Origin of the sequence: Gilvimarinus algae (assembly GCF_030518215.1) — a bacterium.
In the GTDB taxonomy this organism is placed as follows: Bacteria; Pseudomonadota; Gammaproteobacteria; order Pseudomonadales; family Cellvibrionaceae; genus Gilvimarinus; species Gilvimarinus algae.
Genome location: NZ_JAULRT010000047.1, coordinates 92832 through 108671 on the forward strand (window position 1 = coordinate 92832; position 15840 = coordinate 108671).

Sequence of the window (15840 nt, forward strand, 5' to 3'; positions counted from 1 at the left end):
TCTCAAGTAGGCTACCACTCGTAGCTGACCCCCACCATCAGGCGGGTGTCTTCGCGCTTTTTGTCTTGCTGAGGCTGATTGTCCACGTTGTAGTCGACTTTGAGTTCTGAGTAGAGTTCCCCCGCAATCACGGTACTGACCCCGGTATTGGTGGTCAAGCGCCAGTCGCTGTCGTTTTCCAGCGAACGAATCATCTCGTTACGATGAAAAAAGGAGATCCCCAGTGGCAGCTTGTAGCGAAAGGTCGTGCCCAGCCTGCCGGCAAAGCGTTCATTGACCTGCTCAAAATCCGGCTCGGGGTTTTCCGGTATTTCATAACGCTCGTTCAGGTAAGTCAGACCGGCGGTGAGCGCAAGGGCCGTATCGCTGTTTTCCCAGAACTGATAACCGGTACCGCTACCGAAGGTGTAATAGGCCTCAACGGCACGCGACTCGTCAGCCCCAACCGAGACATCGTTGTTCCAGAACCAGCGCTCGCGGAAAAACCAGTCCACCGTATAGCGCCCCAGCCACAACTCGTCCGGGGCCTCATTGTCCGATGAGTAACTGGCGTACTCGAGCAGTCCGTTGTGGCGGAACTCGCTACGACGGTAATCGAGCTGGGTTTTCATTTTGATGTCGCGGCGGATGTCGTTACCCTCAGCGAAAAATCCCGAAAGGCTGAATTTGCCACCGTAGGTGTATTCGCCCTCAATGTGGCTCTCAAAGGGCATCATCACATCCAGCGCCGCCAGGGGCACGCTGCGCTGATCGGGGTCGCCCCCGCAGGAGTAAAACAGGTACTCTTGTTTCATTCCATCGAGCAGGCAAGGAGTAGCACTACCACTGATTTTCATGGGCATGGTGGTGCTGATGTTCTTGATCTTGCTACGGGCAATACGTACGTCGCCAAAGTTACTGGATGACCACACCAGCTTGTCACCCTCAAGCTTGACGAAATCCCCCTCAAGACGATCGCCATTGAACAGTTCGACAAAGCCCGCCTCAGCGGCCAGAGGCAAGGCGACGGCAACCGCCCACAGCAAATGTTTTACAATGCTCTTCATATCTATTCTGTATCCGGCCAGAGCAATCCATGCCCGAAAACAATCATCGCACAGCGCTTTATACCGCCCTTGCCCAGGTTCCGCCCGGACGTGTGCTTACTTATGGCCAGCTGGCGCGCCTGGCTGGCCGGCCAGGCGCGGCCCGCTGGGCAGGTAGCGTTTTGCGCCAGCTACCCGAGCACAGCCAGTTGCCCTGGCACCGGGTGCTCAATGCCGCTGGCCGGCTCTCGCTCGGGCCCGGCAGTGCCGGGCAACTGCAGCGCCAGCGCCTGCAAGACGAAGGTGTCATTTTTACCGGCGAGCGAGTCGATCTCACCATTTACGGCTGGCCGCCGCAAGCTGTATAGGACACCACCCGTTAGAGCAGGGTTCTCAATCAGGCTATTGTTCCGCCCCTTTTTTTCAAAACGCTCAGGCTTTTGACTCATCGGCGCCGCGCAGCTTGCGACCGATAAACACCAGCAGCACCAAGCCCGGAATGACCATCAGCGCCGTCAGGACAAAAAACAGCGCCCAGTTACCGTTTAAGGCATCCACTAAAAAGCCACTGCCTGAAGACAGTGACGTGCGCCCAAGGCTCCCCAAGGAGGCCAATAGCGCGTACTGCGCACCGGAGAAAGCCCGCCCGGTAAGCCAGGTGAGCAGCGAGACAAACGCTACCGTCGAAAAGGCGGCACAAAAGTTATCCACCACAATGGTGGCGAGAAACAGGCTCTCTTTCGGTCCCGCGACAGCAATCCAGGCAAACATCAGGTTGCTCGCGGCCATGGCTATACCACCTATAAACAGGCCGCGAACAATGCCGTAGCGTATGTTAATGGTGCTGCCGATCAGGGTAAAAGCTATGGTCAGCCCCCAGCCCACCAGCTTTGAGTACTGGGCGATCTGCTCATTGGAATAGCCCACCTCCCGGTAAAAGACAATGGACATGCGCCCGAGAAACGCCTCGCCAATTTTGAATAAAAACACAAAGAGTAAAATCGACAGCGCCAGGCGCCAGCCGTTGCGGCGAAAAAAGTCGGCAAAGGGCTCGACCACCGTCACCGTAAGCCATACCAGCGCCCGGCCGGTACCCGTGTTGCGCGCGTGCATCATACCGGCGTAGCGCAGCTCCGCCTCGCGCTGCAAGGCCTGGCGATCGGTGTTGGGCTCGCGTACCAACAGAGTAAATAGCATCAGCACAGCAACCACCACGGCCATCCACAGATAGACACCGGCCCAGCCAACCGTTTCGGCATTGGCAAAAGCCAGGTAACCCGGCAGGGAGTAACCCGTCCACCAGCCGACAATGCTCATGGCCGAGGCCGCGGGCACCTTGCGCTCATCGCGGCCAATAATCTCAATACGGTAGGCATCAATGGCAATGTCGTGTGTGGCGGCACTGGTCGACACCACCAGTGCCAAGACGGATAACAACAACAGGTTGTCGCTGGGGTCGGTCATGGACAACGCCAAGGTGGCGAGCAAAATCACCCCTTGCAAGGTGAAGATCCAGCCGCGGCGCAAACCCAGCCAGCGACACACCAGCGGCAGGCGCACCCGATCGAGCAGGGGCGCCCAGAGAAAGTTCACCGCATAGACGGCAAAGACCACATACAAAAGGCCCACCTGAGAGCGGGAGATACCTGCATCAGTGAGCCAACCGCTGAGGTTTGAGCCAATCAGGACAAAGGGGAAACCGGACGAGCAGCCGAGCAAAAAGATGTAGAGCAGACGCAGATCGCGATAGTTGCTGAGCGCGCCAAGCCATCGGTGTCGTTGCGAGGGTGTGGCTGTTTGTTGCTCAAGCATATTCTGCGCCGGTTCCACAAAAGCGCAACACTAGCAGAAAAGCCCGAAGAGCGCACGGCGACTCAGCCGCGACGCACCTGCAAAGTTTCGTAAAACGACGCGGCGCTGATTAGCAGCCCGCCGGCGAGTGTGGCCATGGTGGGAATACTGCCAAGCACAATCGCGGCGTAAAGCACACCATACACCGGCTGCATACAAGAGACCAAGCCCACTGTCTTGGGCCGTAAAAATCTCAGGGTGTAGCCGAGCAGCGTGTGCGCCAGAGCCGTAAAGACCACGCCCAACAACAGGAGCAGACCAATGTCCTGCGCGGCCGGCACACGGCCAAAGGACAGAATAAACGGCAGGGTCAAAAGCGCGGTAATGGCCGTTTGGTAGCCGAGGGAGCGCGCCGCTGATACCTCCCGAAACCAATGCCCGAGCAGAATATTGCGCAGGGCAAACAGCAGCGCAGAGATCAGCCCCCAGATTACCCCCTGCGTCATTTGGTTGTTGACGTCGAACTCGGGCACCAAGAAGTAGATGCCGAGCAACACCAGCAAACCACTGACAATGTCCCGCCAGTTGAGCTCAATACGATTGAAAAAGGGCTCTAAAAAGACCGTCATGACCGGGTAGGCAAAAAGCGCAATCATACCGATGGCGACACTGGAGACCTGCATGGCGTGAAAATAGGTGATCCAGTGGGCGCCGAGCAGCACGCCAAGCAACAGCATACGCAGGTAGTGACGAGGACCGGCAAGACCCAGTCCGCCTTCGCGCCAGAACACCCAAAGGGCCAGTACCACCGCCGCGATGGCGGTACGAATGCCAGTGATCTCCCAGGCTGGCAGGGCGATGGTGCGCGCGAACAGCCCAGTCGCCCCCATGACAATGACCGTAAAGTGCAGAGCGAGGATGGCCGAGGCGTGCTTATGCATACGCAGCCTAAGGGAGCACTCTAACGGGAGGGGCGACGCCCACGACCGCGTCCACCGCCACCACTGCGCCGTGCCTGCGAGCCAGAGCCCGATGAGGAGGCTCTGGGTTTGGCCGGGGCCATGGCCGGAGTGTCAGCCAACAGGGCCTCGGGCGGCTGCTCGCAACGCAGTTCGCGGCCCAGCAGCGCTTGTATCGGCTCGAGGCGAAACGCGTCGTCTTCACAGGCAAAACTGATGGAGGTGCCACTCCTTCCGGCGCGACCGGTACGCCCAATACGGTGGACATAATCCTCCGGCTCTTCGGGCAAGGTAAAGTTCACGACGTGGCTGATACCATCAATGTGAATCCCGCGACCGGCGACATCTGTTGCCACCAACACCTTGATGTCGCCCTCTTTGAACGCTCTGAGAGTAGACACGCGCTTATTCTGGGCAATTTCACCGGACAGGAGGCCGGACTTGATGCCGTGCCGATCCAGCTTATCCTGCAACCGGCGGCATTCGTCACGGCGGTTGGCAAAGACGATCATACTGTCGACGTCCTGCGTTTGAATCAGGTTATACAGCAAAGTGTATTTCTCGTCCGTGCTGGCGAGGTAGACGTGCTGCTCAACCGTGTCCGTCGCGACGCTCTCGGGTTGAATCTCCACCGTCACCGGGTTGTCGGTCCACTGCTCTACCAACCGATGAACCTCGTCGGTAAAGGTCGCGGAGAAAAACAGGGTTTGGCGGTCCTCGCGTTTGGGCGTCTGGCGCACAATCTGGCGCACCTGGGGGATGAAGCCCATGTCCAGCATACGGTCGGCTTCGTCAATCACCATCACTTCCAGCTGGTCGAGATAAACGTCTTTATTGCGGCAGAAATCCAGCAGACGGCCCGGAGTGGCCACAAGGATATCCACTAAGGTGTCGTGCAGACGACGCTGCTGCTTGGCGTAATCCATACCGCCCACCAGAGTGTGTATCTGCAGATCTGTGTATTTGCACAGCGCCTTGGCGTCCTCGGCAATCTGCATCACCAGCTCCCGGGTGGGGGCAATGACCAGCGCCCTCGCCTCGCCGGCGTAGCGCTCTTCGGTGAGATTGTGCTTCAGCAAATCGTCGATGATGGCCGTCAAAAAGGCCGCTGTTTTGCCGGTGCCGGTTTGCGCCTTACCCACCACATCGCGTCCGCGCAGGGCGTAGGGTAAGGATTGGGCCTGAATCGGAGAACAGTACTCGAATCCCAAATCGGCAATAGCGTGCATCAGATCCGTTTCCAGACCAAAATCGTGAAAACGGCTTTTGCCCTCTACTGGGGCCACGGGAAACTGGGTTATGTCCCAATTCTGGGCAGGTTTGGCGGGCTTTTTCTTGCCGCCACTGGCACTTTTGCGCGGTTTGTCTCCCTTGGGCGGCTTATTCTGGCGAGGGGACTCGGTGGCGTCTGTATGGCGGGGTTTGGACTTCTTGCGCTTACCCGCGGTGTCTGCCTTGGGCCCTGAGCCGTTTGCCGCTTTGTTGCGCGCGGGCTTGGTCGACTTTTTGGCGCCGCCGCGGGCTTCACCGTCTGCTTTGGGTTTGTCTGAATGGGGGGGCTGGGTCGGCGCTTTATTACCGCCGACCACCCGCTTGAGCAGATTTGCAATCAAAATCCAACACCTGTTGACTAAAATGTGGGCGGAGTATACACGATTCTGCCGCCCACCGTCTCATGTCAACGCCTCGGCGAGCGGAGCCGTGGCTTGATCACTGAAGGTGTAGCGAGTGCGCTGGGCCTCGCGCATCAGCAGGCGGCTGTTAGTGGCAGAATCCGGATAGTGACTGTAACCGAGCGACCACTGACCAAAGCGTTGCGCGTAGGCATGCCCCGCCATCAGCTCTCTGAGCCGCGCCGCTATGGAGGCAATTTCACTCGTGCCGGTGCGCGGCAGCAGCATCATAAAGCTGCTGCTGGTGTAGCGCGACAGCTCCTCAGTGTCGGCCACCTGCGAGGCCAGGGCACTGGCAAATGAGCGCATCAACTCCCCTGCGGCCTCTTCGCCTTCGCTGGCGACCAGCTCCCGGTACTGGGTAACATCCACATAGATCAGGGTGAACCCCTGCCCTGCCTCCTTGCGAGCCAGGCGGCTCATTACCCGCTGCTCAAAATAACTGCGGTTGCCCAGGCCGGTAGCGGCGTCGTGAAACGCGTCTTTGTGGATTTTCTGGGCATGGACCACCTGCTCGCGCCGCTCGCGCTCCGCCTGGCGAAAATCCTGGTAAGCGACGATCAGAGAGAGCAGCAAAAAGACACTGGCCACTATCGCCGTAGGTATGCCCATCCACTGACCGCTGAGCGCATTGCTCGCGGCCATTTCGGCGCCCATGGGATAGCTGGCAGCCGCCATGCCCGTGTAGTGCATGCCGCAAATGGCCGCGCCCATCACCAGAGCGGCAACCGCCTTGGTGACCAGAGCGTAGCGCTTGGGCACCACGCGCACCTGCCGGCAGATCACCAGTGCAGCGCCAGAAGCGACCACCGCAATGATCACCGAGATGGCCACAATCAGCGAGTCATACTGAATGGGAGGATCCATACGCATGGCGTACATACCACCGTAATGCATGGCGGATATGCCCGCGCCCATAATGACGGCGCTGGCTACGACACTCTTTGCCGAAGCCGTGGGTCGGGTAATCACTGTCAGCGCCAGAGCCGATGCCAGCACAGCGGGCACCCAGGAGGCAATGGTCAGCGACAGGCTGAAACTCATGGGCATTTCCATGGGCATGGTGTAGGCGCTCATGCCGACAAAGTGCATCGACCAAATGCCGGTACCGAGGCAGGCTGCCCCCGTGGCCAGCCAGAACTTGCGGGCGGGCCCGGTCATATCGAATAACTTGGTGCCGAAGTAAATCGCCGAGTAAGCGGCGATGACGGCAACGCAATAAGAGGCGAACACCAGCGTTAGGTTATAGCTACCGGACATAAGAGTAGACACTCCGTGTGTGTATTTGGGGGCGCGGGAGGATACGAACCCGTGATGACAATGGATGCATTTGGCGCGTAAATATACGTAAAGATTTACGCGCCAGACCGGCTGAGGGGCTGATTAGCCAAAAAAAGGGAGGCCGAAGCCTCCCAAACCCTCAAACAAACGAAGTTGCGTTAATGACTGATCATCCAGGGGCGCGCCGAGGGAAACACCTTGGAGCCGTCGGCGGTGTAAATCACATGGGACTGACGAATGGGCTTGTCACCGCAGCCGCAGCCCTTACCGTGGCGGTGCTCGCGTCTGGCTTTGTCCTCAGCACGGGATTCGGGCGTTGAGAACTGCGGCCGCTCCCTCGCCTGCTCGTTACGCGAGTGTGCCTGGCGGTTGGCCGGCGCCATATCCAGCAACTGGGAGGACATCATAATGACCCTCGCTGAGAGCTGCGCGCACACCGGGCAAGGGGCAGGCTCTGCGCTCTTGCTCATGGTGGCCAGATCACTGAACACCCCGTGGGTCTGGCAGCGGTAGTCGTAAACGGGCATGGTTTACTCCTTATCCGGCGACAGCGGAATATCCACACCCGCCTTCACCTGAATGGTCGGGCCCTCCGCCGTGGGATTGATATCGAATTCAAAAATGTCGTTGGGCAGCCACAAGGTGGCGCAGGCATTGGGAATATCCACCACGCCACTGATGTGACCCTGGACCGGCGCACAGCCCAAAATAGCGTAACTCTGCGCTTTGCTGTAGCCAAACTTGGTCAGGAACTCAATGGCGTTCAAACAGGCCTGACGGTAGGCGACGTGCACATCCAGATAGTGTTGCTCGCCGTACTCATCCACTGAAATGCCTTCGAAGATGATGTAATCATCGTATTTCGGCGTGATCGGGCTGGGTTTGAAAATCGGATTCTTAATACCGTACTTTTCCATGCCGCTTTTCACGAGATTCACTCGCAGATGAATCCAGCCTGCCATTTCAATGGCGCCACAAAAGGTAATTTCGCCATCGCCCTGGCTGAAATGCAGATCGCCCACACTTAGACCACCGCCTTCCACATACACCGGGAAGTAGATCTTAGAGCCACGGGACAAGTCTTTAATATCGCAGTTACCACCGTGCTCACGTGGAGGCACGGTGCGCGCACCCTCGGCGGCCGCCGTCTTGGCAGCATCGCCACTCAAGCGACCCATGTGCGCGGTGTCGGCATAGGGCAAGGTGGCCAGGGCCGGCACACGATCGGGCTCGGTATCGTAGAGCGCCTTCTCGCGCTTGTTCCAGGTATCGAGCATGTCTTTTGACGGCAGGCAGCCAATCAGCCCTGGGTGGATCAAACCGGCAAATTCAACGCCGGGAATATGGCGGGATTTGGTAAACATGCCGTTGAAATCCCAGATGGACTTTTGCGCCTCGGGGAAATGCTCAGTGAGAAAGCCGCCACCATTGTTCTTGGAGAAAAAACCGTTAAAGCCCCACTGACTCTCCTGAAAAGCGCCGATATCGAGAATATCCACCACCAGCAAATCGCCCGGCTCCGCACCCTCAACCCCCACAGGGCCTGAGAGAAAGTGCACCTGCGACAAATCGACATCGCGCACATCGTCGGCGCTGTCATCATTGGCAATCTGACCGCCGGTCCAGTCGTAGCACTCCATAATAAAATCATCACCCGGCTTGACGGTCGCCACCATGGGGATATCAGGATGCCAGCGGTTGTGGATCATATCGTTTTCATAGGGTGACTTGGATAAGTCAATTTTGACGATGGTTTCTGTCATGGCAGAAGCTCCTAGTTGGGCCGTGTATGCAGGGTTGGATGAGTGTGCTCATCCGTCTGAATTCACGCCCAGTATCGAATTGACCGCCGTCATCAACAATACGACAAATTGCCCGACACCTACGTCAAATGACGCATAGACGCAAAACACAGAAGCAAGGACTCAGGAGCTGCGAAAATTAAGAGGTAGAAGCAGACATAATAGGAGCTATGGGCGAGGCAACAAGCGCGTACCTGAGTAGAGGCAGGAAATAGGCTTCAGACTTAGGGAGTGACAAAAAAGCGAAGACGCCCACCACTCCAATCGCCTTGCACATCAGTGACGGCGCTGCCAGCGCTGGGGGTAAAAGACGACGAAAAGAGAAACTGCGCCAGCGGCGCCTCTATGGTTTCTCGCACGATGCGGCGCACCGCACGGGCCCCGTAGCGGCGATTAAAACCGCGCACGAGAAGCTGATCGCAGGCACTAACAGTTAACGTCAAGCGCAAGGATTTTTTGGACAGCCTCTGGTTCAAGTGCTGCAACTCAATCTGCAGAATTTTCTCTGCAGAGGTTACACTCAGGGGCCGAAACTCCAGAACGGCATCCAGACGGTTAAAAAATTCGGGGGCAAAAAATGATTCAACGGCTGCTCGCACAGACGACTTAGCGCCGCGACCTGTAAGCCGGCGTAAAAAAGAAGCGTTCATCGCCGCCTCACGCGAGCCCAGATTTGTGGTAAAGAAAATCAATGTATTGCGAAAATCCAAAGTTTTACCCGATCCGGTCAGCGTTAGCTTGCCCTCCTCCAGCACATTGAGCAGCGCCAGAATGACCTCATCGCTGGCTTTTTCAACCTCGTCAAAAAGCACAATCCCAGGAGTGCTGAAATCGCCTTTAATGGCCGCTTCATCGAACAGGCTCACACCCTCTTTACTGCCAACATACCCAGGCGGTGCGCCGGACAACGCGGCGGCGTAATGCGACTGTGACAAGGTGTTCATGTCGATTCGGCAGTAAGCGTCTGCCGAGCCGGTCAATACCTCCGACATCAACTTAACGCTTGAGGTCTTGCCCACACCGGTTGGCCCGGCGAGCAACGCTGACCACAAGGGTCGGGCGGGATCGGCAATATCGGCTTTGACGACGGCCAAGGCTTCGCAAAGGGACTGAGACACGGCGTCCTGCCCCACCAGGTGCTCCTGCACATAGCGACAACCGGCTTCCAGGTCAAAGCGAAACCGGCTGGGGTAGTGGCCTTTTCCAGAATCAGCAGGCCGCTCGGCCCGCTGATTCGCCGCCTGGTTGTCGGCCAAGAGGTCGTTAATAAATACCATCAAGCGGTCTTTTCTTTTTCACCCACAGGCAGGTTACCCACAGGGCAGTCGGCCACACCGATGGTGCTGCGGGTGATGGATTCGACCTGTTGCTGAGTTTTTTCGGCATCAAGAACCCAGGAGCGGTAGAAATCAAAGGGGCAATCGGCCACACCTTTATCGCCGTCTCCAGACGCGTGAATTCCGCTGTAGCCCCTGTGCAGAAGTTTGAACAAATGGTTCTGGGACTGGTCGTTCTTGCGCGCGTCACGAATCTGAGACACAGACAGCTGTGCGTACTGCACGCCCATGTCTTCCTCGCCACACTCTCCGAGCGTGCGTCCGTCAAAACCGATCACCGCCGAGTGGCCGAAGTAGGAGTAAACGCCGTCGAAGCCTGTGGCATTGGCCACCGCCACATAACAGTTGTTGGCCCAGGCCATGGTTTTCGCCATCATCACCTGCTGCTCCTTGGCCGGGTACATATACCCCTGACAGCGAATAATCAGCTCGGCCCCTTTCATGGCGCAGTCGCGCCAGATCTCGGGGTAGTTGCCATCGTCGCAAATAATCAGGCTGATGTTTAAACCCTTAGGCCCTTCGGTTACATAAGTGCGATCTCCTGGGTACCAACCCTCGATAGGGCACCAGGGTATGCATTTGCGATACTTCTGGACGATCTCGCCTTTGTTGTTGATCAACACCAGCGTATTGTAGGGGGCCTTTTTAGGATGCTCCTCGTGGCGCTCACCAGTCAGGGAAAACACACCCCAGACATTCGCCTCGCGGCAGGCGGCGGAGAAAATCTCTGTTTCCTCACCGGGAATCGTCGCCGCTGTGGCCATCATTTCGTCTCCGTCGTACATGATGCCCATAGTGCTGTACTCGGGAAACACCACCAGATCCATCCCCGGCAGGCCCTGTTTCATACCGACGATCATCTCGGCAATGTTACGGGCGTTTTTCAGGACTTCAGCCTTGGTGTGCAGGCGCGGCATTTTGTAGTTCACCACCGCCACTCCCACGGTATCCGGGGAGCTGGAAATATCACCGTGTCGCATGGCAATCTCCTTTGTTTGGGTTAGACAGAGAGGTAAGAGGCGATCTTCGCTTCATCCACGTTGGAGCGGAGTTCTTCATGGACGATCTCGCCTTTTTCAATCACTAGAATGCGATCGGCAATATCCAAGGCAAAGCTAAGCACCTGCTCGGAAACGACAATGGACAAGCCACGCTGATCGCGAATCTCCTTAAGGGTTTTTGCCATATCGCGAATGATCGATGGCTGAATGCCTTCAGTCGGCTCGTCAAGCAACAACATCTTGGGGTCGCTGGCAAGGGCCCTGGCAATGGCGAGCTGTTGCTGCTGTCCACCAGACAGGTTGCCCCCACGCCGATTGCGCATTTCCAGTAGCACGGGAAAAAGATCATAAAGGTCTTTCGGCACACTGCGCCTTTTGGTGGTGGTCAACCCTGTCTCAATGTTTTCCTTGACAGTCATGCTGGAAAAAATCATCCGCCCCTGCGGCACAAAGCCGAACCCGGACTCGACCCTCTGATAACTTTTGAAATTGGAAACTTCTTTACCCTCTAGGGTGACGCTGCCCGACTGGCTGGGTATAACGCCCATCAGAGACTTCATCAGAGTGGTTTTACCCATGCCATTGCGTCCCATAATGGCGACAATTTCATTGGGCGCAACGGAGAAATTCATGCCGTGAATAATTTCACTCTGGCCGTAGCTGACGTGGTAATTCGATACGCTTAACATCGCTTTCTCCTCAATGCCCGAGATACACTTCTATCACTTTGGGATTTTTCTTGACCTCTTCGGCTGAGCCCTCTGCCAGAATTTTACCCTGATGAAGCACAGTCACTTTATCGGCGATCTCTGCCACAAACTGCATATCGTGCTCAATCACAATCACCGAGCGGTCCTTGGTGATACGACGCAATAGCTCGGCAGTTTGCCGGCGCTCAGACACCGACATGCCCGCCACAGGTTCGTCCAGCATCAGCAATTCAGGGTCCTGAATCAGCAACATGCCAATCTCGAGCCATTGCTTCTGACCATGACTGAGAAGATCTGCCCGGGTGCCCAGAAGCTCGCTGAGAAAGATCATGTCGGCGATTTCGCTCACCCGCGTCATCACCTCCTCGTCACGCTTGAACGCCAGCGCGCCAAATACGGATCGCCCTCTCGGGAAGGAAATTTCGAGATTTTCAAAAACCGTCAAGTCACCGTAAATAGACGGGGTTTGAAATTTCCGGCCCACCCCAGCGCGAACGATTTGATGCTCCTTCATCTTGGTCAATTCTCTATTGCGAAACCGTATCGAACCCTCGGTGGCCTTGGTCCGGCCACAGATCAAATCGAGAACCGTCGTCTTACCGGCGCCGTTTGGCCCGACAATGACTCGAATCTCATTCTTATCGACGTAAAAGCTGAGATCATTCACCGCCTTGAAACCATCAAATGACACGGTTAGCCCTTCTACGGCAAGCACAAAGTCAGTATTACTGGCGCTCATGGACCACCCCCTTTGAGTTCAGATCCCCGCCGAGGCCACCGCGCCCGGCTTTTACTTTATCGATAACCCGCAGCAGCAGAGGCTCGCCGTATTTTTTGTAAAGCCCGGCCAAGCCGTTGGGGAAGGCCATGACCACAGCGATAAACAGCGCTCCCATGGCGAACAACCACAACTCGGGAAAACTTTCCGAAAAGGAAGTTTTGGCCCAATTCACCACCAAGGTGCCGTAGACCGCGCCAATGATGGACAGGCGACCACCGACCGCGCAGAAAATCACCATCTCAATGGACGGCACAATGCCCACAAAAGTGGGCGACATAAAACCAACCTGAAGGGTAAACATGGCACCACCGATGGCGGCAAAGGCAGACCCCAGGCAAAAGACAAAGATCTTGAAGTTGGATACGTCGTAGCCTGAAAAGCGTACCCGATCTTCCATTTCTCGCATGGCCACCAAAAGCCGACCCAATTTGCTTTTGCGCACAAACTGCGCGATCAGCAAGCAGACAAACAGCAGAAACACGCAGAGAAAATAGAAGAAGTACTTGGCACCATCGGTGCGAATATCCCAGCCATTGAGCGTGCGCAGATCGGTAATGCCGTTCACACCACCGGTGTAGCCTTGCTGGCCAATAATTAAAATGGTGAGAATCGCAGCCACCGCCTGGGTAATGATCGCAAAGTACACGCCACCTACCCGGCGTTTGAACATGGCTACACCGATGATGTAGGCAAATACCGAGGGCACCAGCACAATCGCAATAATGGTAAAGCCCAGACTGTGGAAGGGCTCCCAGAACCACGGCAACTCAGTGAGCTGGTTCCAGTCCATAAAATCCGGGATACCCGGTGTGGACTGAATGGCTGTGTTTTCTGGCGATGAGGCTTCCAGCTTAAGAAACATGGCCATGGCGTAGCCGCCAAGACCAAAAAACACTCCCTGCCCCAGGCTCAAAATACCGCCATACCCCCAGCACAAGACCAGCCCCAGGGCGACGAAGGCATAGGTCAAATACTTGCCGATAAGGTTGAGACGGAAAATGTCCAGGCTCAGCGGCAGTATCACCACCAAGAGCAAGGCGAGCACGCCAAAGCTGAGCAGGTCGTTTTTCGGTAGCAAAGATCGAAGACCGGTGTAAGACATGATTCGTTCCTCCTAGCGGCGCACTTTGAGTGAGAAGAGCCCCTGAGGCCGCAACATCAGGATGAAAACTACAAACAGAAGCGTGAGCACCTTGGACATGGAACCACTGAGGAAAAACTCCATGCTGGACTGAGCCTGGGAAATCGTAAACGCCGAGGCAATGGTACCCAGCAGACTCTGCGCACCGCCAAAAACCACCACCAGGAAGGTATCGACAATATACAATTGACCGGAGGTCGGACCGGTAGAACCGATCATGGTAAAGGCACTGCCGGCAACGCCCGCGATGCCGCAGCCAAGACCAAACGTCAGACGGTCCACCTTGGCTGTGTTGATACCAACGGCGCCTGCCATGGGTCGGTTTTGCACCACCGAGCGCACCTGTATACCCCAGCGCGAACGGTACATAAGAGCAGCAACAGTTACCGAAATACCAATGGCCAGGCTCATCACGAAGATGCCATTGATGGGTACTTCGATCACATCGGTCAACTGGATCGACCCCATCAACCAATCGGGCAAGGTCACCCCCACCTCGCGGGCGCCGAAAATGGTCCGGTACAGCTGCTGGAGAATCAAACTCAGCCCCCAAGTCGCTAATAAGGTGTCCAATGGACGGTGATAGAGATGGCGAATCAGGGCCCACTCCACCAGCATTCCCAGGGCCCCGGCGGCGACAAACGCCAGCGCCATGGCGATAAAAAAGTAAGAGCCGAACAATTGGGGCATATGGTCGGCAAAGATGTTGGACGTCAAATACGTAATGTACGCGCCGAGGATCATAAACTCGCCGTGCGCCATATTAATAACACCCATCTGACCAAAAATAATGGCCAACCCCAGTGCCATAAGCACAAATACCGAAAACAGGATCAGACCGGCAAAACCCTGCATGGCAAATATAGACATTAATTCAGAGGTGGAATAATCGGCGAACATCGCTCAAACCCTCGTGCTGAAAATCGTAGAATTCTTCCTGCTCATCGGTAGGCTGGCTCTTCGGAAGAAGAGCCAGCTCCGGTCTTACTGATAACCTTCGGGGAAGGGGTCCGGCTCAATCAGCTCCGGAGTTTCGTAGACGATTTCATACTGACCATCGGTCTTGGCATTGCCGATGCGAGTCTTTGACCAGAGGTGATGGTTCGGGTGAATCTTCACGTAGCCTTCAGGTGCGCTGGTCAACTCAATACCGGGCGAGGCTTCGCGAACCTTGTCGATATCAAAAGAGCCGGCTTTCTCCACCGCTGCTTTCCACAGCCAGGGGCCAAGATAGGCAGCCTGCGTCACGTCACCAATCACAATGTCATCACCCCAGCGCTCTTTAAACGCTTTGACAAAGGCTTTGTTGTTGTCATTGGTCAGACTCTGGAAGTACTTCATGGAAGCGTAGGCGCCCTCAATGTTCTCACCACCAATACCGAGAATTTCATCTTCGGTCACGGAGATGGTCAGCACCAAAGGTTTCTCTTTGGTCATGTCGATACCGGCCGCTTTCAACTGCTTGTAGAAAGCAACGTTGGAACCACCGACCACAGACGCAAAGATGACATCAGGCTTTTTCAGCTTGAATTTATTGATGATCGAGTTGAACTGCGTATGGCCGAGGGGGTAGTAATCTTCCCCAACCACTTTAAGGCCCAGCTTCTCAATGTGCTTGCGAGCGATTTTGTTGGAAGTGCGTGGCCAAATGTAGTCAGAGCCCAACAGGTAGAACGACTTGGCTCCCTTGGTTTTCACCACCCAGTCAATACCCGCCAAAATCTGTTGAGTAGCCTCTTGACCGGTGTAGATCACGTTGGGCGACTGCTCCAGCCCCTCGTAGAAGGTCGGATAGTAAAGCATACCGTTGTACTGCTCGAAAACCGGCAGTACTGCCTTGCGCGATGCAGAGGTCCAGCAGCCAAACACTGCCGCCACCTTGTCATTCACCAGTAGCTTGCGGGATTTTTCAGCAAAGGTCGGCCAATCGCTGGCACCGTCTTCCTGAATGTATTCAATTTGCCGGCCGAGTACACCGCCCATGGCGTTGATCTGTTCAATGGCGAGCTTTTCCGCCTGCACCGAGCCGGTTTCACTGATGGCCATGGTGCCAGTGACCGAGTGCAAAATGCCCACGGTGACCTTATCATCCGTCACCGCCAGGTTGGTGGTGTTCACCTCCGCCGTTGAAGGCGCGGCGTGAACCGCGGCCGACAATGCCATAGTGGCACCGGCCACGGCGCCAGCCAGAGCTTTGACCAGCACCGGCAGTTTACTCCCAAGACCGGAGGGCCTTGCGTTTCTCATCGTAGCCATGATCTTTCCTCGTGTGTGTTTGCCAGATTCAGACAGCTGTGTGTCTGTGATCCATTCTCGGGAAAGCACACCGCCGGGCCAAT

15 protein-coding genes are annotated in these 15840 nt (G+C 56.2%); 1 reads left to right on the forward strand and 14 read right to left on the reverse strand.

Going from position 1 to position 15840, the window contains the following annotated elements; genetic code table 11:
* Window positions 1-11: 11 nt before the first annotated feature.
* Window positions 12-1046 carry a DUF481 domain-containing protein gene (locus QWI16_RS06770; protein ID WP_302712030.1) on the reverse strand — a complete coding sequence of 345 codons (1035 nt, stop codon included), beginning with the start codon at window positions 1044-1046 and terminating at the stop codon, window positions 12-14.
* A gap of 29 nt (window positions 1047-1075) precedes the next feature.
* Here QWI16_RS06770 and QWI16_RS06775 point away from each other — a divergent pair, with 29 nt between their 5' ends.
* Window positions 1076-1393 (forward strand): MGMT family protein, encoded by a 318-nt coding sequence (locus QWI16_RS06775; protein WP_302712031.1) that lies wholly within the window; start codon window positions 1076-1078, stop codon window positions 1391-1393.
* A 64-nt stretch (window positions 1394-1457) separates the two neighbouring features.
* On the opposite strand, the gene QWI16_RS06780 is transcribed toward QWI16_RS06775, so the two are convergent.
* The 13 genes from QWI16_RS06780 to urtA form a co-directional block, all read right to left on the reverse strand.
* On the reverse strand, window positions 1458-2837 hold the full coding sequence (locus QWI16_RS06780) for an AmpG family muropeptide MFS transporter (RefSeq protein WP_302712032.1): 1380 nt from the start codon (window positions 2835-2837) through the stop codon (window positions 1458-1460).
* 62 nt (window positions 2838-2899) lie between these two features.
* Window positions 2900-3757 (reverse strand): DMT family transporter, encoded by an 858-nt coding sequence (locus QWI16_RS06785; RefSeq protein WP_302712033.1) that lies wholly within the window; start codon window positions 3755-3757, stop codon window positions 2900-2902.
* Between the two features lie 20 nt (window positions 3758-3777).
* Entirely contained in the window at window positions 3778-5388 is a 1611-nt protein-coding gene (gene rhlB / locus QWI16_RS06790; protein WP_370659918.1) for an ATP-dependent RNA helicase RhlB, read from the reverse strand.
* Between the two features lie 60 nt (window positions 5389-5448).
* A complete protein-coding gene (locus tag QWI16_RS06795) occupies window positions 5449-6708 on the reverse strand; it encodes an MHYT domain-containing protein (RefSeq protein WP_302712034.1) in 1260 nt (419 codons plus the stop codon).
* A gap of 179 nt (window positions 6709-6887) precedes the next feature.
* A complete protein-coding gene (locus QWI16_RS06800; RefSeq protein ID WP_302712035.1) occupies window positions 6888-7256 on the reverse strand; it encodes a zinc ribbon domain-containing protein in 369 nt (122 codons plus the stop codon).
* A gap of 3 nt (window positions 7257-7259) precedes the next feature.
* Window positions 7260-8492: a formamidase gene (gene fmdA, locus QWI16_RS06805; RefSeq protein WP_302712036.1), complete on the reverse strand. Its 1233-nt coding sequence runs from the start codon at window positions 8490-8492 to the stop codon at window positions 7260-7262.
* Between the two features lie 263 nt (window positions 8493-8755).
* A complete protein-coding gene (locus QWI16_RS06810; protein ID WP_302712164.1) occupies window positions 8756-9808 on the reverse strand; it encodes an AAA family ATPase in 1053 nt (350 codons plus the stop codon).
* Window positions 9808-10848, reverse strand: coding sequence for an aliphatic amidase (locus QWI16_RS06815; protein WP_302712037.1), 1041 nt, complete (start codon window positions 10846-10848; stop codon window positions 9808-9810). The genes QWI16_RS06810 and QWI16_RS06815 overlap by 1 nt, the downstream gene beginning before the upstream one ends.
* A 20-nt stretch (window positions 10849-10868) precedes the next feature.
* Entirely contained in the window at window positions 10869-11558 is a 690-nt protein-coding gene (gene urtE, locus QWI16_RS06820) for an urea ABC transporter ATP-binding subunit UrtE (protein ID WP_302712038.1), read from the reverse strand.
* Between the two features lie 10 nt (window positions 11559-11568).
* A complete protein-coding gene (urtD, locus tag QWI16_RS06825; RefSeq protein ID WP_302712039.1) occupies window positions 11569-12318 on the reverse strand; it encodes an urea ABC transporter ATP-binding protein UrtD in 750 nt (249 codons plus the stop codon).
* Window positions 12305-13462: an urea ABC transporter permease subunit UrtC gene (gene urtC, locus QWI16_RS06830; protein WP_302712040.1), complete on the reverse strand. Its 1158-nt coding sequence runs from the start codon at window positions 13460-13462 to the stop codon at window positions 12305-12307. Before urtC ends, urtD begins: the two co-directional genes overlap by 14 nt.
* A 12-nt stretch (window positions 13463-13474) precedes the next feature.
* On the reverse strand, window positions 13475-14401 hold the full coding sequence (gene urtB / locus QWI16_RS06835; protein WP_302712041.1) for an urea ABC transporter permease subunit UrtB: 927 nt from the start codon (window positions 14399-14401) through the stop codon (window positions 13475-13477).
* Window positions 14402-14485: 84 nt separating this feature from the next.
* Window positions 14486-15664: an urea ABC transporter substrate-binding protein gene (gene urtA / locus QWI16_RS06840; RefSeq protein ID WP_302712165.1), complete on the reverse strand. Its 1179-nt coding sequence runs from the start codon at window positions 15662-15664 to the stop codon at window positions 14486-14488.
* Window positions 15665-15840: the final 176 nt, after the last annotated feature.